24 protein-coding genes and 1 other RNA gene are annotated in these 26,178 nt (G+C 66.9%); 12 read left to right on the forward strand and 13 right to left on the reverse strand.

What is annotated here, in order from left to right:
* From AC25ND_RS06835 to AC25ND_RS06855, 5 genes are all read right to left on the reverse strand, one after another.
* Window positions 1–801: a MetQ/NlpA family ABC transporter substrate-binding protein gene (locus tag AC25ND_RS06835; protein ID WP_028688573.1), complete on the reverse strand. Its 801-nt coding sequence runs from the start codon at window positions 799–801 to the stop codon at window positions 1–3.
* On the reverse strand, window positions 794–2,185 hold the full coding sequence (locus AC25ND_RS06840) for an LLM class flavin-dependent oxidoreductase (RefSeq protein ID WP_486976186.1): 1,392 nt from the start codon (window positions 2,183–2,185) through the stop codon (window positions 794–796). Before AC25ND_RS06840 ends, AC25ND_RS06835 begins: the two co-directional genes overlap by 8 nt.
* Window positions 2,185–3,366: an SfnB family sulfur acquisition oxidoreductase gene (locus AC25ND_RS06845; RefSeq protein ID WP_486976187.1), complete on the reverse strand. Its 1,182-nt coding sequence runs from the start codon at window positions 3,364–3,366 to the stop codon at window positions 2,185–2,187. The genes AC25ND_RS06840 and AC25ND_RS06845 overlap by 1 nt, the downstream gene beginning before the upstream one ends.
* Before the next feature lie 136 nt (window positions 3,367–3,502).
* Window positions 3,503–4,744: an SfnB family sulfur acquisition oxidoreductase gene (locus AC25ND_RS06850; RefSeq protein WP_486976188.1), complete on the reverse strand. Its 1,242-nt coding sequence runs from the start codon at window positions 4,742–4,744 to the stop codon at window positions 3,503–3,505.
* A gap of 295 nt (window positions 4,745–5,039) precedes the next feature.
* Window positions 5,040–6,020 carry an NADPH:quinone oxidoreductase family protein gene (locus tag AC25ND_RS06855; RefSeq protein ID WP_486976189.1) on the reverse strand — a complete coding sequence of 327 codons (981 nt, stop codon included), beginning with the start codon at window positions 6,018–6,020 and terminating at the stop codon, window positions 5,040–5,042.
* Between the two features lie 157 nt (window positions 6,021–6,177).
* On the opposite strand from AC25ND_RS06855, the gene AC25ND_RS06860 reads away from it, so the two are divergent.
* Complete coding sequence (locus AC25ND_RS06860) at window positions 6,178–6,579, forward strand: flagellar basal body-associated protein FliL (protein WP_028688568.1); 402 nt, start codon at window positions 6,178–6,180, stop codon at window positions 6,577–6,579.
* Here the strand turns inward: AC25ND_RS06860 and AC25ND_RS06865 are convergent, their stop codons facing one another.
* The 4 genes from AC25ND_RS06865 to AC25ND_RS06880 all read right to left on the reverse strand — a co-directional run bounded on the left by AC25ND_RS06865 (window position 6,580) and on the right by AC25ND_RS06880 (window position 11,913).
* Window positions 6,580–7,689 carry an ABC transporter permease gene (locus tag AC25ND_RS06865; RefSeq protein ID WP_486976190.1) on the reverse strand — a complete coding sequence of 370 codons (1,110 nt, stop codon included), beginning with the start codon at window positions 7,687–7,689 and terminating at the stop codon, window positions 6,580–6,582.
* A gap of 1 nt (window position 7,690) precedes the next feature.
* A complete protein-coding gene (gene rbbA, locus AC25ND_RS06870) occupies window positions 7,691–10,414 on the reverse strand; it encodes a ribosome-associated ATPase/putative transporter RbbA (RefSeq protein WP_182321941.1) in 2,724 nt (907 codons plus the stop codon).
* On the reverse strand, window positions 10,411–11,370 hold the full coding sequence (locus AC25ND_RS06875; protein ID WP_028688565.1) for an HlyD family secretion protein: 960 nt from the start codon (window positions 11,368–11,370) through the stop codon (window positions 10,411–10,413). Before AC25ND_RS06875 ends, rbbA begins: the two co-directional genes overlap by 4 nt.
* A gap of 93 nt (window positions 11,371–11,463) precedes the next feature.
* Window positions 11,464–11,913, reverse strand: coding sequence for an EVE domain-containing protein (locus tag AC25ND_RS06880; protein ID WP_028688564.1), 450 nt, complete (start codon window positions 11,911–11,913; stop codon window positions 11,464–11,466).
* A 176-nt stretch (window positions 11,914–12,089) separates the two neighbouring features.
* Here AC25ND_RS06880 and AC25ND_RS06885 point away from each other — a divergent pair, with 176 nt between their 5' ends.
* Complete coding sequence (locus tag AC25ND_RS06885) at window positions 12,090–12,245, forward strand: hypothetical protein (protein WP_011536298.1); 156 nt, start codon at window positions 12,090–12,092, stop codon at window positions 12,243–12,245.
* Window positions 12,246–12,261: 16 nt separating this feature from the next.
* Here AC25ND_RS06885 and AC25ND_RS06890 read toward each other — a convergent pair whose 3' ends face one another.
* The 4 genes from AC25ND_RS06890 to AC25ND_RS06905 all read right to left on the reverse strand — a co-directional run bounded on the left by AC25ND_RS06890 (window position 12,262) and on the right by AC25ND_RS06905 (window position 13,652).
* Window positions 12,262–12,870, reverse strand: a complete 609-nt coding sequence (locus AC25ND_RS06890) for a 5-formyltetrahydrofolate cyclo-ligase (protein WP_186594547.1) — start codon at window positions 12,868–12,870, stop codon at window positions 12,262–12,264.
* A 61-nt stretch (window positions 12,871–12,931) separates the two neighbouring features.
* A non-coding RNA gene (gene ssrS, locus AC25ND_RS06895) (6S RNA) lies at window positions 12,932–13,111 on the reverse strand.
* Between the two features lie 17 nt (window positions 13,112–13,128).
* A complete protein-coding gene (locus AC25ND_RS06900; RefSeq protein WP_028688562.1) occupies window positions 13,129–13,446 on the reverse strand; it encodes a cell division protein ZapA in 318 nt (105 codons plus the stop codon).
* Complete coding sequence (locus AC25ND_RS06905; RefSeq protein WP_028688561.1) at window positions 13,443–13,652, reverse strand: TIGR02449 family protein; 210 nt, start codon at window positions 13,650–13,652, stop codon at window positions 13,443–13,445. Before AC25ND_RS06905 ends, AC25ND_RS06900 begins: the two co-directional genes overlap by 4 nt.
* Before the next feature lie 146 nt (window positions 13,653–13,798).
* Here AC25ND_RS06905 and AC25ND_RS06910 point away from each other — a divergent pair, with 146 nt between their 5' ends.
* From AC25ND_RS06910 to gcvP, 10 genes are all read left to right on the forward strand, one after another.
* On the forward strand, window positions 13,799–14,353 hold the full coding sequence (locus AC25ND_RS06910) for a YecA/YgfB family protein (RefSeq protein WP_028688560.1): 555 nt from the start codon (window positions 13,799–13,801) through the stop codon (window positions 14,351–14,353).
* Between the two features lie 21 nt (window positions 14,354–14,374).
* Window positions 14,375–15,709, forward strand: a complete 1,335-nt coding sequence (pepP, locus tag AC25ND_RS06915) for a Xaa-Pro aminopeptidase (RefSeq protein ID WP_186594548.1) — start codon at window positions 14,375–14,377, stop codon at window positions 15,707–15,709.
* Entirely contained in the window at window positions 15,706–16,905 is a 1,200-nt protein-coding gene (gene ubiH / locus AC25ND_RS06920; RefSeq protein WP_186594549.1) for a 2-octaprenyl-6-methoxyphenyl hydroxylase, read from the forward strand. The genes pepP and ubiH overlap by 4 nt, the downstream gene beginning before the upstream one ends.
* Window positions 16,902–17,384, forward strand: a complete 483-nt coding sequence (locus tag AC25ND_RS06925; RefSeq protein ID WP_028688557.1) for a DUF4442 domain-containing protein — start codon at window positions 16,902–16,904, stop codon at window positions 17,382–17,384. The genes ubiH and AC25ND_RS06925 overlap by 4 nt, the downstream gene beginning before the upstream one ends.
* Window positions 17,385–17,393: 9 nt before the next feature.
* Window positions 17,394–18,611 carry a 2-octaprenyl-3-methyl-6-methoxy-1,4-benzoquinol hydroxylase gene (locus AC25ND_RS06930; RefSeq protein WP_175406149.1) on the forward strand — a complete coding sequence of 406 codons (1,218 nt, stop codon included), beginning with the start codon at window positions 17,394–17,396 and terminating at the stop codon, window positions 18,609–18,611.
* Between the two features lie 151 nt (window positions 18,612–18,762).
* Window positions 18,763–19,764, forward strand: a complete 1,002-nt coding sequence (locus AC25ND_RS06935; RefSeq protein ID WP_028688555.1) for an extracellular solute-binding protein — start codon at window positions 18,763–18,765, stop codon at window positions 19,762–19,764.
* A gap of 116 nt (window positions 19,765–19,880) precedes the next feature.
* Entirely contained in the window at window positions 19,881–21,503 is a 1,623-nt protein-coding gene (locus AC25ND_RS06940) for an ABC transporter permease (protein ID WP_028688554.1), read from the forward strand.
* A gap of 124 nt (window positions 21,504–21,627) precedes the next feature.
* The gene (gene gcvT / locus AC25ND_RS06945; protein ID WP_028688553.1) at window positions 21,628–22,710 is read left to right on the forward strand and encodes a glycine cleavage system aminomethyltransferase GcvT; all 1,083 of its coding nucleotides are present in this window, start codon (window positions 21,628–21,630) and stop codon (window positions 22,708–22,710) included.
* Window positions 22,711–22,758: 48 nt separating this feature from the next.
* The gene (gene gcvH, locus AC25ND_RS06950; protein WP_028688552.1) at window positions 22,759–23,142 is read left to right on the forward strand and encodes a glycine cleavage system protein GcvH; all 384 of its coding nucleotides are present in this window, start codon (window positions 22,759–22,761) and stop codon (window positions 23,140–23,142) included.
* A gap of 139 nt (window positions 23,143–23,281) precedes the next feature.
* Window positions 23,282–26,155: an aminomethyl-transferring glycine dehydrogenase gene (gcvP, locus tag AC25ND_RS06955; RefSeq protein WP_236247707.1), complete on the forward strand. Its 2,874-nt coding sequence runs from the start codon at window positions 23,282–23,284 to the stop codon at window positions 26,153–26,155.
* Window positions 26,156–26,178: the final 23 nt, after the last annotated feature.

Here is a 26,178-nt window from a genome sequence, read left to right on the forward strand (position 1 = left end):
TCAGCCTTCCCAGCCGGCCTGGTAGAGCTTGCCATGGGCCTTGTCCAGGGCGGCGCGCACGACCGGCGAGTGTTGGTAGATATCGACGAACTTGGCCAGGCGCGGGTCGTTCTTCTCCTGCGGGCGGATGACGAACTGGATCACGTACTCCTTGTTCTCCAGGCCGTCGAACAGCAGCGCCGAGGTGGCGTCGAAGCTGTTGGCCAGGCGGATGTAGGCCGGGTAGCCCTGGACCAGGTCGGCGTCGTCATAGGCGCGTACCAGTTGCACGGCTTCGACCTGGAGAATCCGGATCTTCTTCGGGTTGGCGACGATGTCGTCCTCGGTGGCCTTGTAGCCCACGCCCGGCTTGAGGGTGATCAGCCCGGCCTTGGCCAGCAATTGCAGGCCACGGCCACTGTTGATCGGGTCGTTGGCGATGGCCACGCTGGCGCCTTCGGGCAGCTCGGTGAAGCTTTTGTACTTTTTCGAGTACAGGCCAACGTTGTTGATGATCCCCGGCGCGTACGGGACCAGGTCGAAGCCGGCGGCGGCCTTGGCGTTTTCCAGGAACGGGATGTGCTGGAAGTAGTTCACGTCGATATCGCCGCTGTTGAGGCTGACATTGGGCGCGATCCAGTCGCTGAACTCGATCAGCTTCACTTCCAGGCCCTGTTTCTGGGCCTCTTCCACCGCTGCCTCCAGGGGGATGGCGAAGGCGGCGGTGGTGCCGATCTTCAGCGGTTCGGCGGCCAAGGCGGCGGCGGACAGGCCGAGGCCCAGGGCAATGGCCGCGATGGGCCGGAACAGTTTCTCAAGCATGGTGCAGGGCTCCAGTCGGGGCAGGGTCGGGGGTGTTGCGGTAGCGGGCGCCGGGGTGTCCGGCGGGCAGATGCGGCTGGCTGCTGGCGAACAGCTTCTCGCGCAGGGTGCCCTCGGCGTAGGCGGTCTTGTAGCGACCGCGGTGTTGCAGGGCGGGGACCACCAGTTCGATGAAGTCCTCGTAGCTTTCCGGGGTGACGGTGCGGGTCAGGTTGAAACCGTCCAGGCCGGTCTCGTCGATCCAGGCGATCAGTTGCTCGGCCACCTGCTCGGCGTCGCCGACCAGGGTCACGTAGCGACCGCCCAGGGCGTGCTGCTCGAGCAGGCGGCGGCGGGTCCAGGCGCTTTCCTGCAACTGGCGGGTGGCGGACTGGATGGCGTTGCCCTTGGCGAAGCCGATGGGCTCGTCCAGTTCGTAGCGCGAGAAGTCGATACCGGTGGAACTGGCAAAGTGCGCGACCCCGGCCTCGGCGCTGGCGTAGCGCAGGTACTCGGCGTGCTTGGCCTGCGCCTGCGCCTCGGTCGGCGCGACGATCACGGTGATGCCCATGAACACCTTGACCGCCTGCGGATCGCGCCCGGCCGCCTTGGCCGCGGCGCGCACCTTGTCGACCTGGGCGCGGGTGGCGGCCTTGTCCTGGCCGCTGATGAACACGCACTCGGCATGGTTGCCGGCGAAGGCCAGCCCGCGCGGCGAGCTGCCGGCCTGGAACAGCACCGGCGTGCGCTGCGGCGAGGGTTCGCACAGGTGGTAGCCCTCGACCTTGTAGAACTCGCCGTGGTGCTCGACCTTGCGCACCCTGTCAGGGCGGGCATAGACCCGCTGCTCGCGGTCGGCGACCACGGCATCGTCGGCCCAGCTGCCTTCGAGCAGCTTGTACAGCACCTGCAGGTACTCGTCGGCCTGATCGTAGCGGCGGTCGTGCTCGGGTTGCTGCTCCAGGCCCATGGCCCGGGCGGCGCTGTCGAGGTAGCCGGTGACGATGTTCCAGCCGACCCGGCCATTGCTCAGGTGGTCGAGGGTGGAAAGGCGTCGGGCGAACAGGTACGGCGCCTCGTAGGTCAGGTTGGCGGTGAGGCCGAAGCCCAGGTGCCTGGTCACCGCCGCCATGGCCGAGACCAGCAGCAGCGGGTCGTTGACCGGCAGCTGGATCGACTCCTTGAGCGTCACGTCCAGCGACTGGCCATAGACATCGTAGGTGCCGACGATATCGGCAATGAACAGCCCGTCGAACAGTCCCCGCTCCAGCAGGCGAGCCAGGTCGGTCCAGTAGTCGAGGGTCTTGTACTGGGTCGAAGTGTCCCGTGGGTGGGTCCACAAACCGTGGTTGATGTGCCCGATGCAGTTCATGTTGAAGGCATTGAGCAGGATCTGCTTCGCCATCAGATGGTCCCCCGGCGCGGCGGCTTCTCGTCGTTGAGGTAGTAGTTGCCGATGGCGTGGTACTTCCAGCGCACCGGGTCATGCAGGGTGTGCACCCGGGCGTTGCGCCAGTGGCGGTCGAGGTTGTGCTCGGCCAGGGTGGCCTGGCTGCCGGCCAGCTCGAACAGCGTGGTGCCGGCGGCCAGGGAGATCTCGGTGCTGATCGCCCGGGCCTCGGCCACGGCGATGGAGGCGGCGGCCAGGGTCTCGGCGTTGCTGTCGGCCTGGGCGATGTCGAGGATTTCGCCGGCGCGCTCGAGCAGCGCCTCGGTGGCGTGAAGGCGGATCGCCAGGTGGCCGAAGCTCTTCAGGGTCAGCGGGTCGTCGCTGGCCTTGTCGAGGCCGGAGTCGATCCATGGTCGGCTGCGGGTGCGCACGAAGTGCAGGGCATCCTCGTAGGCGGCGCGGGCGATGCCGGTGTCGATGGCGGCATGGAGGATCTGCGCCAGCGGGCCGACCGTGGTCGGGCGTTCGAAGGCGCTCTGGAACGGCACCACGTCCTCGGCGCGGACCGCCACGTGGTTGAACACCACCGAGCCGCTGCCGGTGGTGCGCTGGCCGAAGCCGCTCCAGTCGTCGATCACCTCGATGCCCTGGCTGTCGGCGGGCACGAAGGCCAGGTGCGACACATCCTGGTCGTCGATCACCAGGGTCGGGATGCGCTGGGCGTAGATCGCGCCGGTGCAGTAGAACTTGCGGCCGTCGATACGGAAATGGTCGCCATCGCGGCTCAGGCGGGTGGTGCGCTCGTGGGCGTTCTTGGTGCCGAGCTCGGCCAGGGCGTTGCCGAAACGGCGGCCGGCGAGCACTTCGGCGTAGAGACGTCGCTGTTGTTCGGGGCTGCCATTCACCCGCAGCACTTCCAGGGCGTAGAAGTGGTTCTGCGGGATCTGCCCGAGCGAGGCGTCGGCCTGGGCGATGCGGGCGATGACCTTGGCCAGGGTGACATTGGACACCCCGGCGCCGCCGAAGGCCTTGGGCACGCTGATGCCCCAAAGGCCGGACTGCACGAAACGTTCGAGTTCGGCATGGGGCAAGCGGCGCTCGCGGTCGCGCAGGGCGCTGTCCTGGCGCAGGTGTTGGGCGAGTTCGTCGGCGACGGCCATGGCCTGGGCGTCGGTGGTGATGATGGATGCAGTCATTTTGCTCTCCGGGCACTTGGAGCCGCTGTGCGGCTCTTTCGCCGGCAAGCCGGCTCCCACAGTGAGCGTTCACTGACGTCCTAGTGGGAGCCGGCTTGCCGGCGAAAGGGCTGCACCGCAGCCCCTGGGCCTTGAATCAGATCCAGGAATGGCGGGCAGGCAGGGTGCCGTTGAGGTGGTAGGCGCCGACGGCGTGGTACTTCCAGCGCACCGGGTCGTGCAGGGTGTGGACCCGGGCGTTGCGCCAATGCCGGTCGAGATTGAACTCGGCCAGGCTGGCGCGGCTGCCGGCCAGCTCGAACAGCTTCTCGCTGGCCTGCAGCGAGATCTCGGTGGTGAGCACCTTTGCTTCGGCCACGGCAATCGAGGCACGGGCCGCGGCGGCGGCATCGATCACGCCGGCGTTCACTTCGTCGAGCACCTTGGCGGCCTTGCGCAGCAGGGCCTCGGCGGCGTGCAGCTCGAGCTTCAGGCGACCGATGTCGGCGATCACATAGGGGTCGTCGCTGTTGCGTTCGACCTTGGCTTCGATCCACGGCCGGGACTTCTCCCGAACGAACTGGATCGTGTCCTCGATGGCCGCTTCGGCGATGCCGGCGTCGATGGCTGCCTGGATCAGCTGCGAGGCGGCGCCCTGGATGCTGGGCTCCTCACGCAGGCGCCAGTTGTCCACCACCAGGTCGGTGTCCACCGGTACCTGGTCGAGCAGCACGGTACCGCTGGCTGTGGTGCGCTGGCCGAAGCCGGACCAGTCGTCGACGATACGCAGCCCCGGACTGCCGCGACGGACGAACGCCAGGCGCTGGCGGCCATCGTCGTCCAGCGCCTTGACCGCCACCCAATGGGCGTACAAGGCACCGGTGGAATAGAACTTCTCGCCGCTGATGCGATAGCCGTCGCCGTCACGGGTGAGGCGCGCCTTGAGCGTCAGGGTGTCCTTGGTCCCGCGCTCGGGGCCGGCATTGCCGATGCGCCAGCCGTCAAGCACCGAGCGGAAGATCACTGCCTGCTGGGCCTGGGTGGCGGTCAGGCGGACCAGTTGCAGGATGCCGAACTGGTTCTGCGGAATCTGCCCCAGCGCCGGGTCGGCGGCACTGATCAGGCGGAACACTTCGGCGATGGTGGCGAAGGACACCTCGGGGCCGCCGAAGGCCTTGGGCACGCTGATGCTGCCCAGGCCGCTGCGGGTGAACTGTTCGATCTCGGCCCAAGGCAGCTTGCGCTGCTGGTCACGCTTGGCGGCCTGCTGGCGGGCCACCTCGGCCAGCTCACGGGCAGCCTGCAGGGCCTCTTCGTCGTTGCGCAACACCGTGGCCGGCAGCAGCAGCGGCGAGCTGTCGAGATCGCTGTGGAATCGGGTAGTTGGTTGGCTGGACATCAGTACCGCTCCTTGGCTGCACTCAATGCCCTGGCGTTATGCACTGGGGTGATTGTGATCCTGACCATTCCTAACCTCACAAAGTTGAAAGCGTCGCCTCAGCTGATGGCGACAGACGTTTGCTGGTCCGGTGGTCCGGTCGATATACCCTATTCGTTTAGAAAAAGTTTATGAACTACCGTTTAGGAATATGAATAGAAGAACTGCAGGGTCGGCCCTGTCGCCGGCAAGCCGGCTCCCATGACCGCGGCGTAAAACTGTGGGAGCCGGCTTGCAGGCGATGAGACCTGAGCGGTCAGCGCGGGATCATCACCACCAGCTTGCCCACCGCCTGGCGCTGCGCCAGGCGTTCGATCGCCGCGCCACCCTCGGCCAGTGCAAAGGTCTGCGACACCAGCGGCTTCAACTTGCCTTCGGCGTGCCAGGCGAACAGCTGGCGGAAGTTGGCCGCGTTGTCTTCCGGCTGGCGCTGGGCGAAGGCGCCCCAGAACACACCGAGCACCGCCGCGCCCTTGAGCAGGGTCAGGTTTACCGGCAGTTGCGGGATCGTGCCGCTGGCAAAGCCCACCACCAGCAACCGCCCGTTCCACGCCAGCCCGCGTACGGCCTGGTCGAACAGCGCGCCGCCGACCGGGTCGTAGATCACATCCACGCCCTGGCCGCCGGTCAGGCGCTTGATCTCGTCCTTGAGGCTGGCCTGGCTGTAGTCGATCAGTTCGTCGGCCCCGGCGGCCTGGGCGATCGCCAGTTTCTCGGCGCTGCTGGCCGCGGCGATCACCCGCGCGCCCAGGGCCTTGCCGATCTCCACCGCCGCCAGCCCCACGCCGCCCGAGGCGCCGAGCACCAGCAGGGTTTCGCCGGCCTTGAGCTGGCCGCGTTGGGTCAGCGCGTGCATCGAGGTGCCGTAGGTCATGCCGAACGCGGCGGCGGTGGTGAAGTCCATGCCCGCCGGGATCGGCAGCACGTTGTAGAACGGCACCGCCACCTGCTCGGCGAAGGCGCCCCAGCCGGTCAGGGCCATGACCCGGTCGCCGACCTTGAACGCGCCGGCCTTCTCGCCGACCGCGGCCACCACGCCGGCCGCCTCGCCACCTGGGGCGAACGGCAGCGGCGGCTGGAACTGGTACTTGCCCTCGATGATCAGGGTGTCGGGGAAGTTGACCCCTGCGGCGTGCACGTCGAGGAGGATCTCGTTCTTCTTGGGCGTGGGGCTGGCGACCTCTTCCAGGACCAGGTCCCGCGCCGGGCCCAGGGCTTTGCACAACAAGGCTTTCATCAGGGCTATTCCTTTGCGTGTGGTGGCCGATAAGTGTAGGAGGGCCGTCCCGAGGGTCAACGAGCATGGCCGGCCCTGATGAGCCGGCATAAGCCCGGGCTTGGGTTTGGCCGGCGCGCTGGGTAAGCTGGCGCCAACTGTATTGAGGAGCGAATTCGTGAAAGCGTGGATCTTGATGGTGCTGGCCTTGATGCTGCCAGTGGCGGCGATGGCCGAGGAAAAGGAAGGCGAGCCCAAGGTCGCCTACATCAGCCTCAGCCCGCCCTTCGTCGGCAACTACGCCCTCGACGGCGGCCCCAAGCTGCGCGTGTACAAGGCCGATGTCGCCCTGCGCGTGACCGGCGATGCCGCCGCCGCTGCGGTCAAGCACCACGAGCCACTGATCCGCAACCAGCTGGTGGCGCTGTTCACCCAGCAGGGCGTGGACAACATGAGCAACGTCGAGGCCAAGGAAAAACTGCGCCAGGAAGCCCTGAAGCAGGTGCAGCAGGTGATGGAGTCCGAAGAGGGCAAGCCGATCGTCGAGGACCTGCTGTTCAACAACCTGATCGTGCAGTGATCAGGCGGCGAGGCTGCGGCGAAAGCGCGCCAAAGCCACGCCGAAGAATACCAGGCCGATCGCGGCCAGGGCCGCCACATCCGGCCACACCACGCTCAGCCCGGCGTCGCGGAACAGGATCGCCGCGCCGAGGCTGACGAAGTGGGTCGAGGGCGAGCCCTGCATGACCCACTGCAGCCACTGCGGCATGCTGTCCAGCGGCGTGCTGCCCCCCGACAGCAGCAGCATCGGGATGATCACCGGAATCGCCAGCAGGCCGAACTGCGGCGTCGAGCGCGCCAGGGTGGCGAGGAAGATGCCCAGTGCCGTGCTGGCGAACAGATACAGCGCGGTCACCCCCAAAAACAGCCCCATCGAGCCCGCCAGCGGCACGCCCAGGGCGCCCTTGACCACCACTTCCAGCGAAATCCAGGTACAGGCCACCACCACCAGGGCGTTGCTGGCGATCTTCGCCAGCATGATCTCGAGCGCCGTCAACGGCAGCACCAGCAGGTGGTCGAGGGTGCCGTGCTCGCGTTCGCGCAGCAACGCGGTGCCGGTGAGGATGATGGCCAGGATGGTGATGTTGTTGACGATCTGGATCACCGCCAGGAACCAGCCGCCTTCGAGGTTGGGGTTGAACAGCGCCTTCGGGTTGAGCAGGGCCGGGCTGCTGGTGCTGCGCCCTGCGTATTCAAGCAGCTCGCGTTCGAAGATCCGGCCGATGTAGCCGGCCCCCATGAAGGCCTGGCTCATGGCCGTGGCATCGACGTCGACCTGCAGCTCTGGTGAGCGCCCGGCCAGCAGGTCGGCCTGGAAGTTCACCGGCACATTGATCACGAAGGTGTATTGCCCGCTGTCCATGGCCTGGTCCAGCCGATTTGCCGGTAGTGCTACGGCGGGCTGGAATTCGGGCGGCTGCAGCGACTCGGCGAGCTTGCGCGAGACGGCGCTGTGATCTTCATCGACCACCGCGACACTGGCGTTGTGCACGCCGATCACGGAGCCGGCGGCGGGCATGTAGATCGCCACGCTGAAGGCGTACAGCAGGAACAGCAGCAACACGCTGTCGTGGCGCAGGCTGGTGAGTTCCTTCAGGCCCAGGCGCAGGGTGTGGGAGAGGCGGCTCATCTCAGGCCTCCTGTTTTTTCAGCATGGCCAGGCTCAGCCCGGTGAAGGCGGCGAAGAAGCCCAGCAGTGCCAGGCACTGCGGCCACAGCTCGCGCAGGCCCAAGGCCTTGGTGAAGGTGCCGACGGCGATGTCGAGGAAGTAGCCGGCCGGGAACAACTGGCCCATCAGCGCCGCCGCGCCGTCCAGCGACGAGCGTGGCACGATCAGGCCGGAGAACTGGATGGTAGGCAGGCTGGTGATGATCATGGTGCCGAGGATCGCCGCGATCTGCGTGCGGGTGAATGCCGAGATCAGCAGGCCCAGGCTGGTGGTCGCCAGCAGGTAGGCCAGGCCGCCGCAGGCCAGGGCCAGCGGGCTGCCCTTGAGCGGCACGCCGAACAGCCAGCGGTTCATCGCCACCAGCAGCGCCAGGTTGACCAGGCTCACCGCAAGGTAGGGCGCCTGCTTGCCGAGCAGGAACTCCAGGCGGGTCAGCGGGGTGGCGTAGAAATTGGTGATCGAGCCCAGTTCCTTTTCCCGCACGATGCCCAGCGCGGTGAGCATGGCCGGGATGAAGGCCAGGATCAGCGCCATGACGCCGGGGCCGATGGCGTTCACGCTGACCACGTCCTGGTTGTAGCGAAAGCGTGTCTCCAGGCGTACCGGCTGCTGGCGCGCCACCGGGTGCGGGCCGAGGGCGGCCAGCTGCTCCAGGTTGGCCTGGTGCACGGCCTCGACGTAGTTGCGGCTGGTCTCGGCACGGAACGGCATGCCGCCATCGAGCCACGCGGCCACCACCGGCTGGCGCCCGGCATGCAGGTCGCGACCAAAGCCCGGCGGGATCTCCAGGGCCAGCTTGATCTCCGAGCGTTGCAGGCGCTGGTGCAACTGGCGGGCATCGCGGATCGGCGCCTGTTCGGCGAAATAGCGCGAGCCCCGGAAGGCCTCGAGGTAGGCGCGGCTCTGCGGGCTCTGGTCCTGGTCGTACACGGCGAAGGCGAGGTTCTCCACATCCAGCGAAATGCCATAGCCGAAGATCACCATCATGAACAACGCCCCTGCCAGGGCGAAGGCCAGACGCACCTTGTCGCGCAGCAGCTCTTTGCCTTCGCGGCTGGCTACGGCCAGCAGGCGACGCAGACTGAAGGCCTGGCGCAGGGCGGGCGCTGGGGCAGCGGCCTGATCCAGCGTGGTGTCGGCTTGTGTCTGGGGGGGCGCCTCCTGGGCCTGTTCGAGACAACGCACGAACGCGTCTTCCAGGGTGTCGCCACCGAACCTGACTTGCAGGGCCCGTGGGGTGTCGCAGGCCAGCACCCGGCCGGCGTGCATCAGCGAGATGCGGTCGCAGCGCAGGGCTTCGTTCATGAAATGGGTGGACAGGAAGATGGTCACGCCCTGCTCGCGGGACAACTCCACCAGCAGGCGCCAGAAGTCGTCGCGGGCCGCCGGGTCGACACCCGAGGTCGGCTCGTCGAGGATCAGCACTTCCGGGCGGTGCAATACCGCCACGGCCAGCGACAGGCGCTGGCGCAGGCCCAGGGGCAGGGCGCCGGACGGCTGGTCGGCGATGGCGCCTAAGTCGAAGCGTTCGATGAGCTCGGCGATGCGCGGCGCGCTGTCGGCCTTGGCCAGGTCGAACAGGCGAGCGTGCAGTTCGAGGTTCTGCCGGGCGCTCAACTCGCCATACAGCGAATAGCTCTGGGACATGAAGCCGACCCGCTTGCGCGTGGCCAGGTCGCCAGCATCCACCGGGCGGCCAAGCAGACTGGCGCTGCCCTCGCTGGCCGGCATCAGGCCGGTGAGCACCTTCATGGTGGTGGTCTTGCCGCAGCCGTTGGAGCCGAGGAAACCGAAGATCTCGCCGCGGCCGATGGCGAAGCTGACCTTGTTCACCGCGGTGAAGTCGCCGAAACGCAGGGTCAGGTCGTGGGCCTCGATGGCAATCGGCCCGCCGTCGGCCTGGCGTGGCGGGATGCGCAAGGGCTCGGGCTGTGGTCGTCCGGCGCCCTGGAAGTGGGTGAAGGCGTCGTCCAGCTTGCCGCTGGGCGTAATCGCCGCCAGTTCGCGGCTGAGGCCGGCGGCCAGCAGGCGGCCAGCGTCGAGCATCAGGCAATGCTCGAACTGCTCGGCCTCCTCCATGTAGGCGGTGGCCACCAGCAGGGTCAGTTGCGGGCGCTGGGCGCGCACCTGCTCGACCAGCTCCCAGAAGCGCCGCCGTGACAGTGGATCGACGCCGGTGGTCGGCTCGTCGAGGATAAGCAGGTCCGGTTCGTGGATCAGCGCGCAGCACAACCCCAGTTTCTGCTTCATGCCGCCCGAGAGCTTGCCTGCCGGGCGTTCGGCGAAGCGCTCCAGGTCGGTGGCGCGCAGCAGGCTGGTCATGCGCTGCTCGCATTCGGCGCGGCCCAGGCCGAACAGAGTGGCGAAGAAACGGATGTTTTCGCGGATCGACAACTCCGGGTACAGGTTGTTGCCCAGGCCCTGGGGCATGAAGGCGACCTTGGGATACAGCGCGGTGCGGTGGCGGCGTTGGCGGATCGAGCCGCCGAGTACCTGCAACTCGCCCTGTTGCAGGCGCTTGACCCCGGCGATCAGCCCGAGCAGGGTCGACTTGCCGGCGCCATCCGGGCCGATCAGGCCGCAGCGGGTCCCGGCCGGCAGGCTGAACGCGAGGCTGTGCAGGGCCTGCAGGTCGCCATAGCGGTGGCTGACCCCTTCGGCCCGCAGGGCGATCGCCGCGTTCATTGCAGGTTGGCCGGCCAGCCCACGTCGGCGGTGCGCACGTACCCGGCGCCGGGCATGCCCGGCTTGGCCTGGGGCACGGCGCTCGGTTCGGTCAGGCGCAGCTTGACCCGGAACACCAGTTTTTGCCGCTCATCGCGGGTCTCGACCTGCTTCGGGGTGAACTGCGCCTTGGCCGCGACGAACGCCACCTTGGCCGGCAGGGCCTTGTCCGGCAGGGCGTCGAGCACGATCCGCGCCTGGTCGCCGACGGTCAACCGGCCGGTGGTGGCGGCGGGCAGGTAGAGGTTCATGTACTGGTCGCTGGGGTCGATCAGCATCAGCACCCGGCCGCCTGCGCCGAGTACTTCGCCGGGCTCTGCCAGGCGCAGTTGGATGATGCCGTCGATGGGCGCGCGCAGGCTGCTGTCGTCGATTTCGCTGGTGAGCTGGGCGACCTGGGCCTCGGCGGCGCCGATGGCGGCCTTGATCGCCGCCAGCTGGGCCCGGGCCGCGACCAAGGCCGCGGTGGCGGTGTCGTAGCGGGCCTGCTGCTGGTCGAGCAACTGCTGGCTGGCGAACTTGCGCTGGTAGATCTCGCGAATCCGCTTAAGCTCCTGGCTGGCCAGCAACAGCTCGCTCTGGCGCAACTGCACGCTGGCTTGTGCAGCGGCGTAGTTCTCCCGGGCGCGCAGCACTTCGGCCTCGGCCTGGCTGCGCTGGGCTTCCATCGTGCGGGTGTCGATGCGCGCCAGCAACTGGCCGCGGGTGACCTTGTCGCCTTCGTCGACCAGCACCTCGGCCAGGCGTCCGGGGATCTTGCTGGCGATCTGCACCTCGGTGGACTCGAGGCGCCCGTTGCCCATGCTCAGGCCTTCGGGCAGGCGGTCGTGAAGGGACTTCCAGTAGCCCAGCCCGCCTGCCGCCAGCAACAGCAATACCAAGGCGGAGGCGAAGATTCTGGGGGCTTTTCGATTCATCGGTCTGCATCCTGCGGCTGGCACGCCTTATCCTGGCGCGACGCGCTTCCTTGCGCGTTGATATTGGTCAAACCCCTGACAATAGCCGCACAATCAGCTCAGCGCGAGAATCGCGGCCCATTGCTCGGCGCTCACCGGCATCACCGACAGGCGGCTGCCTTTGTGCACCAGGGGCAGTTCCTCGAGCGCCGCCTGCTGCTTGAGCAGGCCCAGGCCGAGTACCTGGCGGAACGTCCGCACATGCTCGACATCCACTGCGCTCCATGGGTTTTTCTCGGCGCTGGCCTTGGCGTCGTGGTAGTGGCTGCGCGGATCCAGGGCGGTCGGGTCCGGGTAGGCGGCGGTGCTGATTCGGGCGATACCGGCGATACCCGGTTGCGGGCAACTGGAGTGGTAGAAGAAGAACTCGTCGCCTACGCTCATGGCCCGCAGGAAGTTGCGCGCCTGGTAGTTGCGCACCCCGTCCCAGCGGGCGCTGCCCAGGCGTGCCAGGGCTTCGATGGAAAGCTCGTCGGGCTCGGATTTCATCAGCCAGTAGGCCATGGAGGCTGCTCCTGAAAAAGTTTGAAATAACTCGTTGCATGAAACCGACAGTCGGTTGGCGTCAACGTTTGCCTGGCGGCTCATGTTGTCGGAAAATGCGCCGATTTTAAGCTATACGCTCCGGCAGCCATCAAGAAAGCCGCCGAGCCTGGACAGTTGTTCTTGGGGGGCAATCAATGAAACAACGTAAACCGGACCTGCTCTGGATCCTGGCGTTCATCTTCGGGCTGGGCGTGGTCACCACCGGTTACGCGCAAGGTTTGTGGGAACGCAAGCTGGATGCCGCCTATCAGCAGGCGCCTGTCGATCCGGCGCAGCAACAGCACCGCTGATTCCCCTTCGCGCGCCTCACTTGGGCGCCAGGTACCAGCCACGGTCCGAGACCGTGCCTTGCAACGGTACATCCCAGCTCGCCTGGTTGAGTCGCTCCACTTTCTGGCATTCGTGCGCCAGCCCCAGCAGCAGTGGTTTTTTCCACGCCTTGCGCCGGCCCTGGTAGGCCAGGCTGCGGTCATAGAAGCCTCCGCCCATGCCCAGGCGTCCCCCCACCTCGTCGAAACCGACCAGCGGCAGCAGGATCAGGTCCAGCGCCCAGATCGGCCGTTGCCGCTTGCGTTCGATCAATGGCTCCAGGATGCGAAACCGGTTCGGGCGCAGTGCCTCGCCGGCCTCGAAGCGCTGGAACACCATGCGCGTGCGCGGCCAGGCGTGCAGCACCGGCAGGTAGACGCGCTTGCCGCGCTTGTGCGCCTCGCGCAGCAGCAGGCGCGGGTCGATCTCGCCGTCGTTGGGCAGGTACAGGGCGATATGCCGGGCGCGGCGGAACAGCGGATCCTGCGCCAGTTGGCGATACAGGCCTTCGGCGGCCTGGCGTTGCTGGGCGGGTGTGAGGGCGCGGCGAGCGTTGCGCAGGAGACGGCGAAGCTGGGGGCGGGTAAGCGGCGCGGTGTCGGTCATGGCACGGGCGATCCCAGAAGAAACGAAAAGCCCGCCGTTGGAGGCGGGCAGTTCTGAATGCAGGCTCCCCGACAAGACCGCTATCGGTGTAGCCCTTGAACCCGAAAGTTCAAGGTGGAGATTGCAGGGGGCGTTAAGGCTTTCCGTCGGGCGGACATGCACACCTGCCCCAGCGTGCAACCCCCGTGGTTGTGCGTATCGGCTCAGGGACATAACCGACTGGCGCATCCCCCAGGGAGTGGCGCCAGTATACCAATCTCAGTCGTTTTTGCTAACCGGATCGTCGGACAGGGCCTGGTCGACCCGCTCCAGCAGGTCGCGCACCTGCTCGCGGGTGGTGCCACCGCTGGTCACTTCGGGGCGTTCCTGGCGGTGCAGCAGCTCGTGGGTGATATTCAGCGCGGCCATCACGGCGATGCGGTCGGCACCGATCACCTTGCCGCTGCTGCGGATCTCGCGCATCTTGCCGTCCAGGTAACGGGCGGCGCCGACCAGGTTGTTGCGCTCCTCGGGCGGGCAGATGATCGAGTATTCCTTGTCGAGGATCTGGACGGTGACGCTATTGCTTGAACTCATGAGTCTTGCTCCAGGGCCTTGAGGCGCAGGATCATCGATTCGATCTTGCGTTTGGCGATCTCGTTCTTTTCGATCAGGTGGGCGCGCTCCTCGCGCCAGGTTCGTTCCTGAGCTACTAAGAGTGCATTTTGCCGCTTTAGTTGCTCGACCCGTTCGATCAGCAACTCGAACCGGCCCATCAGCGCTTGCAGGTCGTTCTCTTGCATGGATTGCACTCGATTCCTTGACTCGCCTGACGATCATGCCTGCCCCAAGGGCGCGACGGCCAGTGCCGATGGTCTTGGCGCGCCTGCCGGTGCTAGGATACAAGGTCTCCATTCTAGTCATTGCGCCGTCTGGCGCCTAGCTGCCCATGCCCAATACCCAATCGCCCTACATCGCCTTCGCCATGTTGCTTTCGAGCAATGGCCACCCTGTCACTCCCGCCGAGCTGCATGGCCTGCTGATCGGCCGCAGCTGCGCCGGCGCCGGCTTCGATGCCGATGCCTGGCTGGCCGACGCCGCCCAACTGCTCGAGACCGAGCCCGGTGACTCGGTGCGCAACGCCCTGGTCGGCTTACAAGAGATGGTCAAGGCCGAGCTGACCGGCGAGGACGTCGCCATCGTCCTGCTGCTGCCTTCCGACGACGCCGCGCTGGCCGACCGTGCCACCGCGCTGGGGCAGTGGTGCCAGGGCTTCATCACCGGTTTCGGCCTGAACGCCGGCGGCAAGGACCTGTCCACCGATGCCAAGGAAGTGCTCCAGGACCTGGTGGCCATTTCCCAGGTCCAGGAAGCGCTGGAAGAGTCCGAGGACGGCGAGAGCGACTACATGGAAGTCATGGAGTACCTGCGCGTCGCCCCGCTGCTGCTGTACACGGAGCTGGCCAAGCCGCAAGCGCCCGCGCCAAAGCCATCGCTGCACTGATCTGAACGGGGTCGTTTGCCCATGAGCCACATACCCAAGGCGGAGTACGCCCGTCGGCGCAAGGCGCTGATGGCGCAGATGGTCCCCAACAGTATCGCCATCCTGCCGGCGGCCGCGGTTGCCATCCGCAACCGCGATGTCGAGCATGTCTACCGCCAGGACAGCGATTTCCAGTACCTGAGCGGCTTTCCTGAACCCGAGGCGGTGATCGCCCTGATTCCGGGACGCGAGCATGGCGAGTACGTATTGTTCTGCCGCGAGCGCAATCCCGAACGCGAGCAATGGGACGGCCTGCGCGCCGGCCAGGAAGGCGCGGTGCGCGATTTCGGCGCCGACGACGCCTTCCCCATCAGCGATATCGACGAGATCCTGCCGGGCCTGATCGAAGGGCGCGAGCGGGTCTACAGCAACATGGGCAGCAACCCCGAGTTCGACCGCCGGCTGATGGAGTGGATCAACGTGATCCGTTCCAAGGCCCGCCTCGGCGCCCAGCCGCCGAACGAGTTCGTTGCCCTGGATCATCTGCTGCACGACATGCGCCTGTATAAATCGGCGGCGGAAGTGAAGGTCATGCGCGAGGCCGCGGCGATTTCCGCCCGGGCCCACGTGCGCGCCATGCAGGCCTGCCGCCCCGGACTGCACGAGTACAGCCTGGAAGCCGAACTGGACTACGAGTTCCGCAAGGGCGGGGCGAAGATGCCGGCCTACGGCTCGATCGTCGCCGCCGGGCGCAATGGCTGCATCCTGCACTACCAGCAGAACGACGCGCCGCTCAAGGACGGCGACCTGGTCCTGATCGACGCCGGTTGCGAGATCGATTGCTACGCCAGCGACATCACCCGCACCTTCCCGGTCAGCGGGCGGTTCTCGCCGGAACAGAAAGCCATCTATGAGCTGGTGCTCGCGGCCCAGGCCGCGGCATTCGCCGAGATCGCCCCGGGCAAGCACTGGAACCACGCCCACGAGGCGACCGTGCGGGTGATTACCGAAGGGTTGGTGTCGCTGGGGCTGCTCAAGGGCGAGGTGCAGGCATTGATCGACAGCGAGGCCTACCGCGCCTTCTACATGCACCGCGCCGGACACTGGCTGGGCATGGATGTGCACGACGTGGGCGAATACAAGGTCGGTGGCCAGTGGCGCGTGCTCGAGCCGGGCATGGCGCTGACCGTCGAGCCTGGCATTTACATCGCTGCCGACAACCAGGCGGTGGCGAAGAAATGGCGCGGCATCGGGGTAAGGATCGAGGACGACGTGGTGGTGACCAGACAAGGCTGTGAAATCCTGACTTCAGGCGTGCCACGCACGGTCGCCGAGATCGAGGCGCTGATGCGAGACGCCCGCAAGGACGCCGCATGAACCGAGTCAACCTGGCGATCATCGGTGGCGGCCTGGTCGGCGCGAGCCTGGCCCTGACGCTGCAGGGCGCGGCCAAGGCCCGTGGCTGGAAGATCCTGCTGATCGAGCCGTTCGCTCCCGGCGACAGTTTCCAGCCCAGCTATGACGCACGTTCCTCGGCGCTGTCCTACGGCACCCGGCAGATCTACGAGCGCCTGGGGTTGTGGCAGACCATCAGCCGCCGCGCCGAGCCGATCCGGCAGATCCAGGTGTCCGACCGCGGCCGCTTCGGCGCCACCCGCCTGGACGCCCTGGAAGAAGGCGTGCCGGCTCTCGGCTACGTGGTGGAGAACGCCTGGCTTGGCCAGTGCCTGTGGCAGGCCATCGACGACGAAGTGATCAGCTGGCGTTGCCCGGCGCAGGTGCAGGCGATGCAGGCTATTGCCGGCGGCTATCGCTTGCAGCTGGATGACGACACGTCGCTGGAATGCGACCTGGCGGTGCTGGCCGACGGTGGTCGTTCGGGCCTGCGCGAGCAACTGGGCATCCATGTGCGCAACACGCCCTATGACCAGAGCGCGCTGATCGCCAACATCACCCCGGGCGAAGCCCACGCCGGCCAGGCGTTCGAGCGCTTCACCGAACAAGGGCCGATGGCCTTGCTGCCGCTGGCGGACAACCGCTGCGCGCTGGTCTGGACCCGCCAGGGGATGGACGCCAGGCGGCTGGCCGAGCTCGACGAGCGCAGCTTCCTGCGCGAGCTGCAGAAGGCCTTCGGTTACCGCCTCGGCGCCTTGCGCCAGGTCGGTGCCCGCCATCTCTATCCGCTGTCGCTGGTCGAGGCCGAGGAGCAGGTACGCCCGCACCTGGTGGTGCTGGGCAACGCCGCCCACAGCCTGCACCCGATCGCCGGCCAGGGCTTCAACCTGTCGCTGCGCGACGTGCAGTCGCTGGCGGACGCCCTGCTGGCCGGCCCGGCGTTGCCGGGCGACCTGGCCACGCTGCAGGCATACCACCAGCGCCAGCGCCTCGACCAGGCCCTGACCATCGGCTTCTCCGACCAGGTCACCCGCCTGTTCGGCAGCAGCCAGCCATTGCTGGCTGCCGGGCGCAACCTCGGCCTGCTCGGCCTGGACCTGCTGCCGCCGGCGAAAAGCTGGTTCGCCCGCCAGGCCATGGGCCTGGGCACGCGCCCCGACCCGCGAGGTCGCCCATGAGCGCGGCGCGCAGGCTCGCACGGCGGGCGCGGATGCTGCGCTGGCTGTTGAACTTCTACCCGCCCTACCTGGGCGCCGGCATCCATATCCAGCAAATCAGCCCGGACATGCGCAGCGTCAAGGTGCGCATGAAGCTGACGCGGTGGAATCGCAACTACGTCGGCACCCAGTTCGGCGGCAGCCTGTACGCGATGGTCGACCCGTTCTACATGCTGCTGCTGATCGAGCAACTGGGGCGCGAGTACATCGTCTGGGACAAGGCCGCCAGCATCGATTTCATCTCGCCGGGCAAGGGCCCGGTGTATGCCGAGTTCCACGTCGACGACGCGCTGCTGGACGAGATCCGCCAGCAGACCGCCAGCGGCAAGAAGTACCTGCCCCGGCTGCAGGTGGAGATCCGTGACGGTGCCGGCGAGCTGGTGGCGCGGGTCGACAAAACCCTATACGTGCGGCTCAAGCCGCAAGCGAGGCAGGCGTAAGGCATGGAAATGCGCGCAGATCTGTTGATTGTCGGTGCCGGTATGGTCGGCAGTGCCCTGGCCTTGGCCTTGCGCCACAGTGGCCTGGAGGTGCTCCTGCTCGACGGCGGGCCGATGACGGTCAAGCCGTTTGACGGCGAGGCACCTTTCGAGCCGCGGGTCAGCGCCCTGTCGGCGGCCAGCCAGCGCATTCTCGAGCGCCTCGGGGCCTGGGACGGCATCGCCCGTCGCCGTGTCTCGCCGTATTCGGACATGCACGTCTGGGACGGTAGCGGCACTGGCGAGATCCATTTCTCCGCGGCCAGCGTGCATGCCGAGGTGCTGGGTCACATCGTCGAGAACCGCGTGGTCCAGGACGGCCTGCTGGAGCGCCTGCACGACAGCGATGTCGGGCTGCTGGCCAACGCCCGCCTGGAGCAGCTGCGCCGCTCCGGCGATGAGTGGCTGCTGACCCTGGCCGATGGCCGCAAGCTGCGCGCGCCGCTGGTGATCGCAGCCGATGGCGCCAACTCGGCGGTACGCCGCCTGGCCGGCTGCGCGACCCGTGAATGGGATTACCTGCACCACGCCATCGTCACCAGCGTGCGCTGCAGCGAGGCGCACCGGGCCACGGCCTGGCAGCGTTTCACCGACGAAGGCCCGCTGGCATTCCTGCCGCTCAGCCGCGATGGTCGCCAGGACTGGTGCTCGATCGTCTGGTCGACCACCCCGGAGCAGGCCGAGCAGGCCATGGCGATGGACGACGCGAGCTTCCGCCAGGCACTGGAACGGGCGTTCGAGGGGCGTCTGGGCGATGTGCTGGAGGCGGATCCGCGGGTCTGCGTGCCGCTGCGCCAGCGCCATGCCAAGCGCTACGTGGAGGAGGGGCTGGCGCTGATCGGCGATGCCGCCCACACCATTCACCCGTTGGCCGGGCAGGGGGTCAACCTGGGCTTTCTCGATGCCGCGGTGCTGGCCGAGGAACTGGTCCGCGCCTGCGAGCGTGGCGAGCGCCTGGCCGATGTGAAGGTGCTGAGCCGTTTCGAGCGGCGACGCATGCCGCACAACCTGGCGTTGATGGCGGCGATGGAAGGCTTCGAGCGGTTGTTCCAGGCCAATCCGCTGCCCTTGCGCTGGTTGCGCAACAGCGGCTTGAAGCTGGTTGAGCAGATGCCCGAGGCCAAGGCGCTGTTCGTGCGCCAGGCGCTGGGGTTGTCCGGAGATCTGCCGGCGCTGGCCAGGGCCTGATATCGCTGGGCCGCTGACATTGTGGGAGCCGGCTTGCCGGCGAAAGGACTGCGCAGCGGCCCTTTGCAACATCCGGTAACGGCTAAGCAGATGAGCAGGAAAATGGGATTCACTACCATTTACACCTCTCAACCCAGCGAGGAGTCCCCCGATGTTGCCCCGCAAGCCCCTAATGGCCGCCCTGGCCCTCACTCTCTTCGGCGGCACCGCCCAGGCGGCCGATGAAGTGGTGGTGTACTCCTCGCGCATCGACGAGCTGATCAAACCGGTGTTCGACGCCTATACCGCCAAGACCGGCGTCAAGATCAAGTTCATCACCGACAAGGAAGCTCCGTTGATGCAGCGCATCAAGGCCGAGGGCGAGAACGGCGTGGCCGACCTGCTGCTCACCGTCGATGCCGGCAACCTCTGGCAGGCCGAACAGATGGGCATCCTGCAGCCGATCAAGTCGGCGGTCATCGACCAGAATATCCCGCCGCAGTACCGTGCCTCGTCCCATGACTGGACTGGCCTGAGCCTGCGCGCGCGGACCATCGCCTACTCCACCGACCGGGTCAAACCGGCGGAGCTGACCACCTACGAGGCTCTGGCCGACAAGCACTGGGAGGGCCGCCTGTGCCTGCGCACAGCGAAGAAGGTCTACAACCAGTCGCTGACCGCCACGCTGATCGAAAACCACGGCGAGGCCGAGACCGAGAAGCTGATCAAGGGCTGGGTCAACAACCTGTCCACCGATGTGTTCTCCGACGACACCGCGGTGCTCCAGGCCATTGCCGCCGGCCAGTGCGACGTGGGCATCGTCAACACCTACTACTACGGGCGCCTGCACAAGGAGAAGCCCGACCTGCCGGTGAAGCTGTTCTGGCCCAACCAGGCTGATCGCGGCGTGCACGTCAACCTGTCGGGCATCGGCCTGACCAAGCACGCACCGCATCCGGAAGCGGCGAAGAAACTGGTGGAGTGGATGACCGGCGAAGAGGCGCAGAAGCTGTTCGCCGACATCAACCAGGAGTTCCCGGCCAATTCGAAGGTCAAGCCTTCTGCGGAAGTCGCGGCCTGGGGCAGCTTCAAGGCCGACAGCATTCCGGTGGAAGTCGCCGGCAAGCGCCAGGCCGAAGCCATTCGTTTGATGGACCGGGCTGGCTGGAACTGAGCCTGTCGCCTTATCCTTGAGAACCAATCGCGGGGCAAGCCCGCTCCCACGAACCATGCAGACGTGGGGGCGGGCTTGCCCCGCGATGCTATCGCCCAGTCATCGAGACCTTCGATTTGCCTCACACCCCCCAACGCCGCTGGTACCTGCCGGTCTCCCTGACCGCCGCCCTGGTCCTGCTCCCGCTGAGTGTCCTGCTGCTGTCCTGGCAATCGGTCGATATGCAGATCTGGTCGCACCTGCTCGACACCCAGATGGGCCGCCTGCTGGGTAACACCTTCACGCTGGTGGTCGGCGTTGGCGCTGGCGTGACCGTGCTGGGGGTGAGCCTGGCCTGGCTGACCAGCCTCTGTGAATTCCCCGGTCGGCGCTGGCTGGACTGGGCGTTGATGCTGCCGTTCGCGATTCCGGCCTATGTCCTGGCGTTTGTCTTCGTCGGCCTGCTGGACTTCGCAGGCCCCGTGCAGACGGCGCTGCGCGAGGTGTTCGGGCCCATGCGCCTGCCGCGGGTACGTTCCACCGGCGGGGTGATCACAGTATTGGTGCTGGTGTTCTATCCCTACGTTTACCTGCTGGCGCGCACCGCGTTCCTGGCCCAGGGCAAGGGCCTGATGGAGGCCGCGCGGGTGCTCGGGCTGTCGCCGTTGCAGGCGTTCTGGCGGGTGGCCCTGCCCATGGCGCGCCCGGCCATCGGCGCCGGCATCGCCCTGGCACTGATGGAGACCCTGGCCGACTTCGGCGCGGTGGCGGTGTTCAACTTCGACACCTTCACCACCGCCATCTACAAGACCTGGTACGGCTTCTTCAGCCTGTCCAGCGCGGCGCAGCTGGCCAGCCTGCTGCTGCTGGCGGTGATGCTGGTGCTGTATGGCGAGCGCCGTGCCCGGGGCGCCAGCCGCAGTGGCAACGAGCGACCACGGGGTCAGGCGCTGTATCACTTGCGGGGCATCAAGGCCCTGGCCGCCAGCGGCTGGTGCCTGTTGGTGTTCGCCTGCGCCTTCGTCATCCCGATGCTGCAGTTGCTGGCGTGGTTCTGGCAGCGGGGCCGGCATGATCTGGACGAGCGCTACCTCGGCCTGGTCATGCACACCCTGTATCTCGGCGCCATGGCGGCGCTGATCACGGTCAGCGTGGCCATGCTGATGGCCTTCGCCCGGCGCCAGGCACCGACCACGGCCATCCGCGCCGGGGTCGGCCTGGCCAATCTCGGCTATGCCTTGCCGGGTTCGGTGCTGGCGGTTTCGATCATGCTGGCGTTCAGCTACCTGGACAACCAGCTGGTGGTGCCGCTGTCGCAATGGTTGGGCGGGGCGGGCAAGCCATTGTTGCTGGGCAGCCTGTCGGCCCTGCTGCTGGCCTACCTGGTGCGGTTTATCGCCGTGGCCTATGGCCCGCTGGAGAGCAGCCTGGAGCGGATCCGCCCGTCGTTGCCGGAGGCGTCACGCAGCCTCGGGGTCGCCGGGCCGGGATTGTTTTTCAAGGTGTATCTGCCGCTGCTGGTGCCCGGTGCGCTCAGCGCCGCCCTGCTGGTGTTCGTCGACGTGTTGAAGGAGATGCCGGCGACCTTGCTGATGCGCCCGTTCGGCTGGGACACCCTGGCCGTGCGGGTGTTCGAGATGACCAGCGAGGGCGAATGGGCACGGGCCTCGCTGCCGGCCCTGACTCTGGTGCTGGTCGGTCTGCTGCCGGTGATCGGCCTGATCCGTCGCTCGGCCCATCGTCCGGGACACCCGCGCTGAGGGTGTCACGCCGCTTCCTTGCGGCTACAATGCGCGGCATTCGCAGCGACGGGTCCTACAAGAACAGGTGATGCCTGAACATCGCCGACCGCCGCCGCCTCGCCACGCCCGGAAGGAGAAACCCATGGGACAGCGTACGCCTCTGTATGACCTGCACCTGGCGCTCGGCGCCAAGACGGTCGATTTCGGCGGATGGGACATGCCCCTGCATTACGGCTCGCAAGTCGAGGAGCACCACCAGGTGCGCAGCGACTGCGGGGTCTTCGATGTCTCCCATATGACCGTCATCGATATCGAAGGTTGCGCCGCCACGCCCTGGCTGCAACACCTGCTGGCCAATGACGTGACGCGTCTGGAAAGCCCCGGCAAGGCCCTCTACAGCCCTTTGCTCAACGCCGATGGCGGGGTGATCGACGACCTGATCGCCTACCGCACCGAGGACGGCTATCGCCTGGTGGCCAACGCCGCTACCCGCGACAAGGTACTGGCTTGGCTGCAAGCGCAGAGCGAAGGATTCAAGGTTGGCTTCAAAGTCCGCCCCGAACTGGCCATCCTCGCCATCCAGGGCCCCCATGCCCGGGAAAAGGTCGCCGCCCTGCTCAGCGCCTCGCGTGCCGCGCTGATCCGCGAACTGCGCCCCTTCGAAGGCCTCGCCGACGGTGACTGGTTCATCGCCCGCACCGGTTACACCGGCGAGGACGGCCTGGAGATCATCCTTCCCGGCGAGCAGGCCCCGGCATTCTTCAACGACCTGGTCGGCGCCGGTATTGCCCCGAGCGGCCTGGGCGCGCGTGACACCCTGCGCCTGGAAGCCGGCATGAACCTATATGGCCAGGACATCGACGAAGCCCATACCCCGCTGACCTCCAACCTGGGCTGGAGCGTCGCCTGGGAGCCGGCAAGCCGCGAGTTCATCGGCCGTGCCGGCCTGCTGGCGGAAATCGAGCAGGGCGTGAAGGAAAAACTGGTCGGCCTGGTGCTCGAGGAGCGCGGAGTACTGCGTGCCCACCAGGTGGTCCGTGTATCCGGGATTGGCGAAGGAGAGATCACCAGTGGTAGTTTCTCGCCTACGCTGAGCAAATCCATTGCCTTGGCCCGCGTGCCCATGGCCACCGGCGACCGTGCCGAAGTGGAGATCCGCGGCAAGTGGTACCCGGTGCGGGTGGTCAAGCCGACCTTCGTGCGCCATGGCAAGATCCTGATCTGAACACTCAAATGGCGGGCCGACCGCTGACCCAATCGAGGAAGACAAGACATGAGCAATATCCCCGCCGACCTGCGTTTTGCCGAAAGCCATGAATGGGCCCGCCTGGAAGCCGATGGCACAGTGACCGTGGGTATCAGCGACCACGCCCAGGAAGCCCTGGGTGACGTGGTGTTCGTCGAGCTGGCCGAAGTCGGCAAGGTGTTCGCTGCTGGCGACGCCGCTGGCGTGGTCGAGTCGGTCAAGGCTGCGTCGGACATCTACGCACCGGTAAGCGGCGAGGTGATCGCGGTCAACGAAGAACTGGCCGATAGCCCGGAGCTACTCAACGAAGAACCCTACGAGTCGTGGATCTTCAAGCTCAAGCCAAGCAACCCGGCTGAGCTGGGCAAGCTGCTGGATGCCGCTGGTTACGCAGCCCTGATCGGCGAGTGACAGGACTGGCCTCATCGTGGGGGAGGGCTTGCCCCGCGATGAGGCCTGCACGGCCAATGCAATAATCCCCGCACATCCGGCAATCCTTCCTAGACTTGTAAGTCTCCCATGAGAACTGGTCCAGGAAGAGATCGTCGCCATGTCCCAGTCGCCATCCCTGCATCAACTGCAAGAGCCCAACCCCTTCCTGCGCCGCCACCTGGGGCCCGATGCCCAGGAGCAGCAGGCCATGCTCGATGCCCTCGGCGTCGCCAGCCGCAGCGAGCTGATCGAGCAGACGGTGCCGCCCGGCATCCGCTTCAACCGCCCGCTGGACCTGCCGCCGGCTCTCGATGAGCAGGCCGCGCTGGCCAGGCTGGCGGGCCATGCCGCGCAGAACCAGCTGTGGACAAGCCTGATCGGCATGGGCTACCACGCGACCATCACCCCCACCGTCATCCTGCGCAACGTGCTGGAGAATCCCGGCTGGTACACCGCCTACACGCCCTATCAGCCGGAGATCGCCCAGGGGCGCCTGGAGGCGCTGCTGAACTACCAGCAGATGGTCATCGACCTCACCGGCCTGGCCCTGGCCAATGCCTCGTTGCTCGACGAGGCCACCGCCGCCGCCGAGGCCATGGCCATGGCCAGGCGCGTGGCGCGCAGCAAGAGCAACGCCTTCTTCGCCGACGAGCACTGCCACCCGCAGACCCTGTCGGTGCTCAAGACCCGGGCCGAGGGCTTCGGTTTCGATCTGATCATCGATTCTGTGGATAACCTGGCCAAGCACAAGGTGTTCGGGGCGTTGCTGCAGTACCCGGACACCCATGGCGAGGTGCGCGACCTGCGCCCGCTGATCGACCAGCTGCACGCCCAGCAGGCCCTGGCCTGCGTCGCCGCCGATATCCTCAGCCTGGTGGTGCTCACGCCGCCGGGCGAACTGGGGGCCGACGTGGTGCTCGGCTCGACCCAGCGCTTTGGCGTGCCGATGGGCTACGGCGGGCCGCACGCGGCCTATTTTGCCTGCCGCGACGACTACAAGCGGGCCATGCCCGGGCGCATCATCGGGGTGTCCCGCGATGCCCGCGGCAATACCGCGCTGCGCATGGCCCTGCAGACTCGCGAGCAGCACATTCGCCGGGAGAAGGCCAATTCCAATATCTGCACAGCCCAGGTGCTGCTGGCCAACATCGCCGGCTTCTACGCCGTCTACCACGGCCCCGAGGGCCTGCAGCGCATCGCCCAGCGGGTACACCGGCTGACCTTCATCCTTGCCGCCGGTCTCGAGGCCAAGGGCATCAAGCGCCTCAACCAGCACTTTTTCGACACCCTGACCCTGGATGTCGGCGGTGCCCAGGCGGCGATCATCGAGAGCGCCGAGGCCGCCCGCATCAACCTGCGCATCCTCGGACGCGGGCACCTGGGCGTGAGCCTGGACGAAACCTGTAACGAAGCCACGGTGCTCAAGCTGCTGGATATCTTCCTCGGCGTCGACCATGGCCTGGACATCGCCACGCTCGACCAGCAGGCGCTGCCCGAGGGCATCCCTGGGGCGCTGATGCGCCGTACGCCAATCCTCGGGCATCCGGTGTTCAACCTGCACCACAGCGAAACCGAGATGCTGCGCTACCTCAAGCAGCTGGAGAACAAGGACCTGGCGCTGAACCAGTCGATGATTCCGCTGGGCTCGTGCACCATGAAGCTCAATGCCAGCAGCGAGATGATCCCCATCACCTGGCCGGAGTTCGCCCTGCCGCATCCCTTCGCCCCGGCCGCCCAGGTGCAAGGCTACAAGGCGATGATCGACGAGCTGGAAAGCTGGTTGTGCGCGATCACCGGCTTTGACGCCATCTGCATGCAGCCCAACTCCGGTGCCCAGGGCGAATATGCCGGGCTCATGGCCATCACCCGTTACCACCGCAGCCGCCACCAGCCCGGGCGCACCTTGTGCCTGATTCCGTCCTCGGCCCATGGCACCAACCCGGCATCGGCGCAGATGGCCGGCATGGAGGTGGTGATCGTGGAGTGCGACGAAGACGGCAACGTCGATCTCGACGACCTCAAGGCCAAGGCCCGGGCCGCCGGCGAGCGGCTGTCATGCCTGATGGTGACCTACCCCTCCACCCACGGCGTGTACGAGGAGGGGATCCGCGAGATCTGCGAGGTGGTGCACCAGCATGGCGGGCAGGTGTACATGGACGGCGCCAACCTCAATGCCCAGGTCGGGCTGGCGCGACCGGCGGACATCGGTGCCGACGTCTCGCACATGAACCTGCACAAGACCTTCTGCATCCCCCATGGCGGTGGTGGCCCGGGCATGGGGCCGATCGGCATTCGCGCCCACCTCAAGCCGTTCGTCGCCAGCCATCCGGTGGTGCCGGTGCCGGGGTTGGAGCCGACCAACAGCGCGGTGAGCGCGGCGCCCTGGGGCAGTGCCAGCATCCTGCCGATCAGTTGGATGTACATCGCCATGATGGGGCCGCAACTGGCCGATGCCAGCGAGGTGGCGATCCTGTCCGCCAACTACCTGGCCAGCCAACTGCGTGATGCCTTCCCGGTGCTCTACCGTGGGCGCAACCAGCGGGTTGCCCATGAATGCATCTTCGACCTGCGGCCACTCAAGGCGCTGACCGGCATCACCGAGGAAGATGTGGCCAAGCGCCTGATGGACTACGGCTTCCATGCGCCGACCATGTCCTTCCCGGTGCCGGGCACGCTGATGGTCGAGCCCACCGAGAGCGAGTCGAAAGCCGAACTGGACCGTTTCGTCGAGGCGATGCTGGCGATCAGGGCCGAAATTGCCCAAGTGCAGGAGGGCAACTGGCCGGCCGAGGACAATCCGCTCAAGCATGCGCCGCACACCCTGGCCGACGTGCTCGCGCCCTGGGACCGGCCGTACAGCATCGAGCAGGGCATCGCCCCCAGCGCTCACGCGCGCCAGCACAAGTACTGGCCGGCGGTGAACCGGGTCGACAACGTGTATGGAGACAGGAACCTGTTCTGTGCGTGCGTGCCGGTGGAGGCGTATCGCTAGCGTCTGGCGTGGGAGGGGAAACT

Source organism: Pseudomonas sp. P110(2024), assembly GCF_057480795.1.

What these genes read in the sequence shown, in the direction of transcription:
- ubiH (WP_186594549.1), top strand. Translation starts at nt 15,706, where the DNA reads ATGAACCGAGTCAACCTGGCGATCATCGGTGGCGGCCTGGTCGGCGCG.
- AC25ND_RS06840 (WP_486976186.1), bottom strand. Translation starts at nt 2,185, where the DNA reads ATGGCGAAGCAGATCCTGCTCAATGCCTTCAACATGAACTGCATCGGG.
- AC25ND_RS06910 (WP_028688560.1), top strand. Translation starts at nt 13,799, where the DNA reads ATGCCCAATACCCAATCGCCCTACATCGCCTTCGCCATGTTGCTTTCG.
- AC25ND_RS06875 (WP_028688565.1), bottom strand. Translation starts at nt 11,370, where the DNA reads ATGAATCGAAAAGCCCCCAGAATCTTCGCCTCCGCCTTGGTATTGCTG.
- AC25ND_RS06855 (WP_486976189.1), bottom strand. Translation starts at nt 6,020, where the DNA reads ATGAAAGCCTTGTTGTGCAAAGCCCTGGGCCCGGCGCGGGACCTGGTC.
- AC25ND_RS06900 (WP_028688562.1), bottom strand. Translation starts at nt 13,446, where the DNA reads ATGAGTTCAAGCAATAGCGTCACCGTCCAGATCCTCGACAAGGAATAC.
- AC25ND_RS06845 (WP_486976187.1), bottom strand. Translation starts at nt 3,366, where the DNA reads ATGACTGCATCCATCATCACCACCGACGCCCAGGCCATGGCCGTCGCC.
- AC25ND_RS06890 (WP_186594547.1), bottom strand. Translation starts at nt 12,870, where the DNA reads ATGACCGACACCGCGCCGCTTACCCGCCCCCAGCTTCGCCGTCTCCTG.
- AC25ND_RS06885 (WP_011536298.1), top strand. Translation starts at nt 12,090, where the DNA reads ATGAAACAACGTAAACCGGACCTGCTCTGGATCCTGGCGTTCATCTTC.
- rbbA (WP_182321941.1), bottom strand. Translation starts at nt 10,414, where the DNA reads ATGAACGCGGCGATCGCCCTGCGGGCCGAAGGGGTCAGCCACCGCTAT.
- gcvH (WP_028688552.1), top strand. Translation starts at nt 22,759, where the DNA reads ATGAGCAATATCCCCGCCGACCTGCGTTTTGCCGAAAGCCATGAATGG.
- gcvP (WP_236247707.1), top strand. Translation starts at nt 23,282, where the DNA reads ATGTCCCAGTCGCCATCCCTGCATCAACTGCAAGAGCCCAACCCCTTC.
- AC25ND_RS06850 (WP_486976188.1), bottom strand. Translation starts at nt 4,744, where the DNA reads ATGTCCAGCCAACCAACTACCCGATTCCACAGCGATCTCGACAGCTCG.
- AC25ND_RS06865 (WP_486976190.1), bottom strand. Translation starts at nt 7,689, where the DNA reads ATGAGCCGCCTCTCCCACACCCTGCGCCTGGGCCTGAAGGAACTCACC.
- AC25ND_RS06905 (WP_028688561.1), bottom strand. Translation starts at nt 13,652, where the DNA reads ATGCAAGAGAACGACCTGCAAGCGCTGATGGGCCGGTTCGAGTTGCTG.
- AC25ND_RS06925 (WP_028688557.1), top strand. Translation starts at nt 16,902, where the DNA reads ATGAGCGCGGCGCGCAGGCTCGCACGGCGGGCGCGGATGCTGCGCTGG.
- gcvT (WP_028688553.1), top strand. Translation starts at nt 21,628, where the DNA reads ATGGGACAGCGTACGCCTCTGTATGACCTGCACCTGGCGCTCGGCGCC.
- AC25ND_RS06835 (WP_028688573.1), bottom strand. Translation starts at nt 801, where the DNA reads ATGCTTGAGAAACTGTTCCGGCCCATCGCGGCCATTGCCCTGGGCCTC.
- AC25ND_RS06935 (WP_028688555.1), top strand. Translation starts at nt 18,763, where the DNA reads ATGTTGCCCCGCAAGCCCCTAATGGCCGCCCTGGCCCTCACTCTCTTC.
- AC25ND_RS06880 (WP_028688564.1), bottom strand. Translation starts at nt 11,913, where the DNA reads ATGGCCTACTGGCTGATGAAATCCGAGCCCGACGAGCTTTCCATCGAA.
- AC25ND_RS06930 (WP_175406149.1), top strand. Translation starts at nt 17,394, where the DNA reads ATGCGCGCAGATCTGTTGATTGTCGGTGCCGGTATGGTCGGCAGTGCC.
- pepP (WP_186594548.1), top strand. Translation starts at nt 14,375, where the DNA reads ATGAGCCACATACCCAAGGCGGAGTACGCCCGTCGGCGCAAGGCGCTG.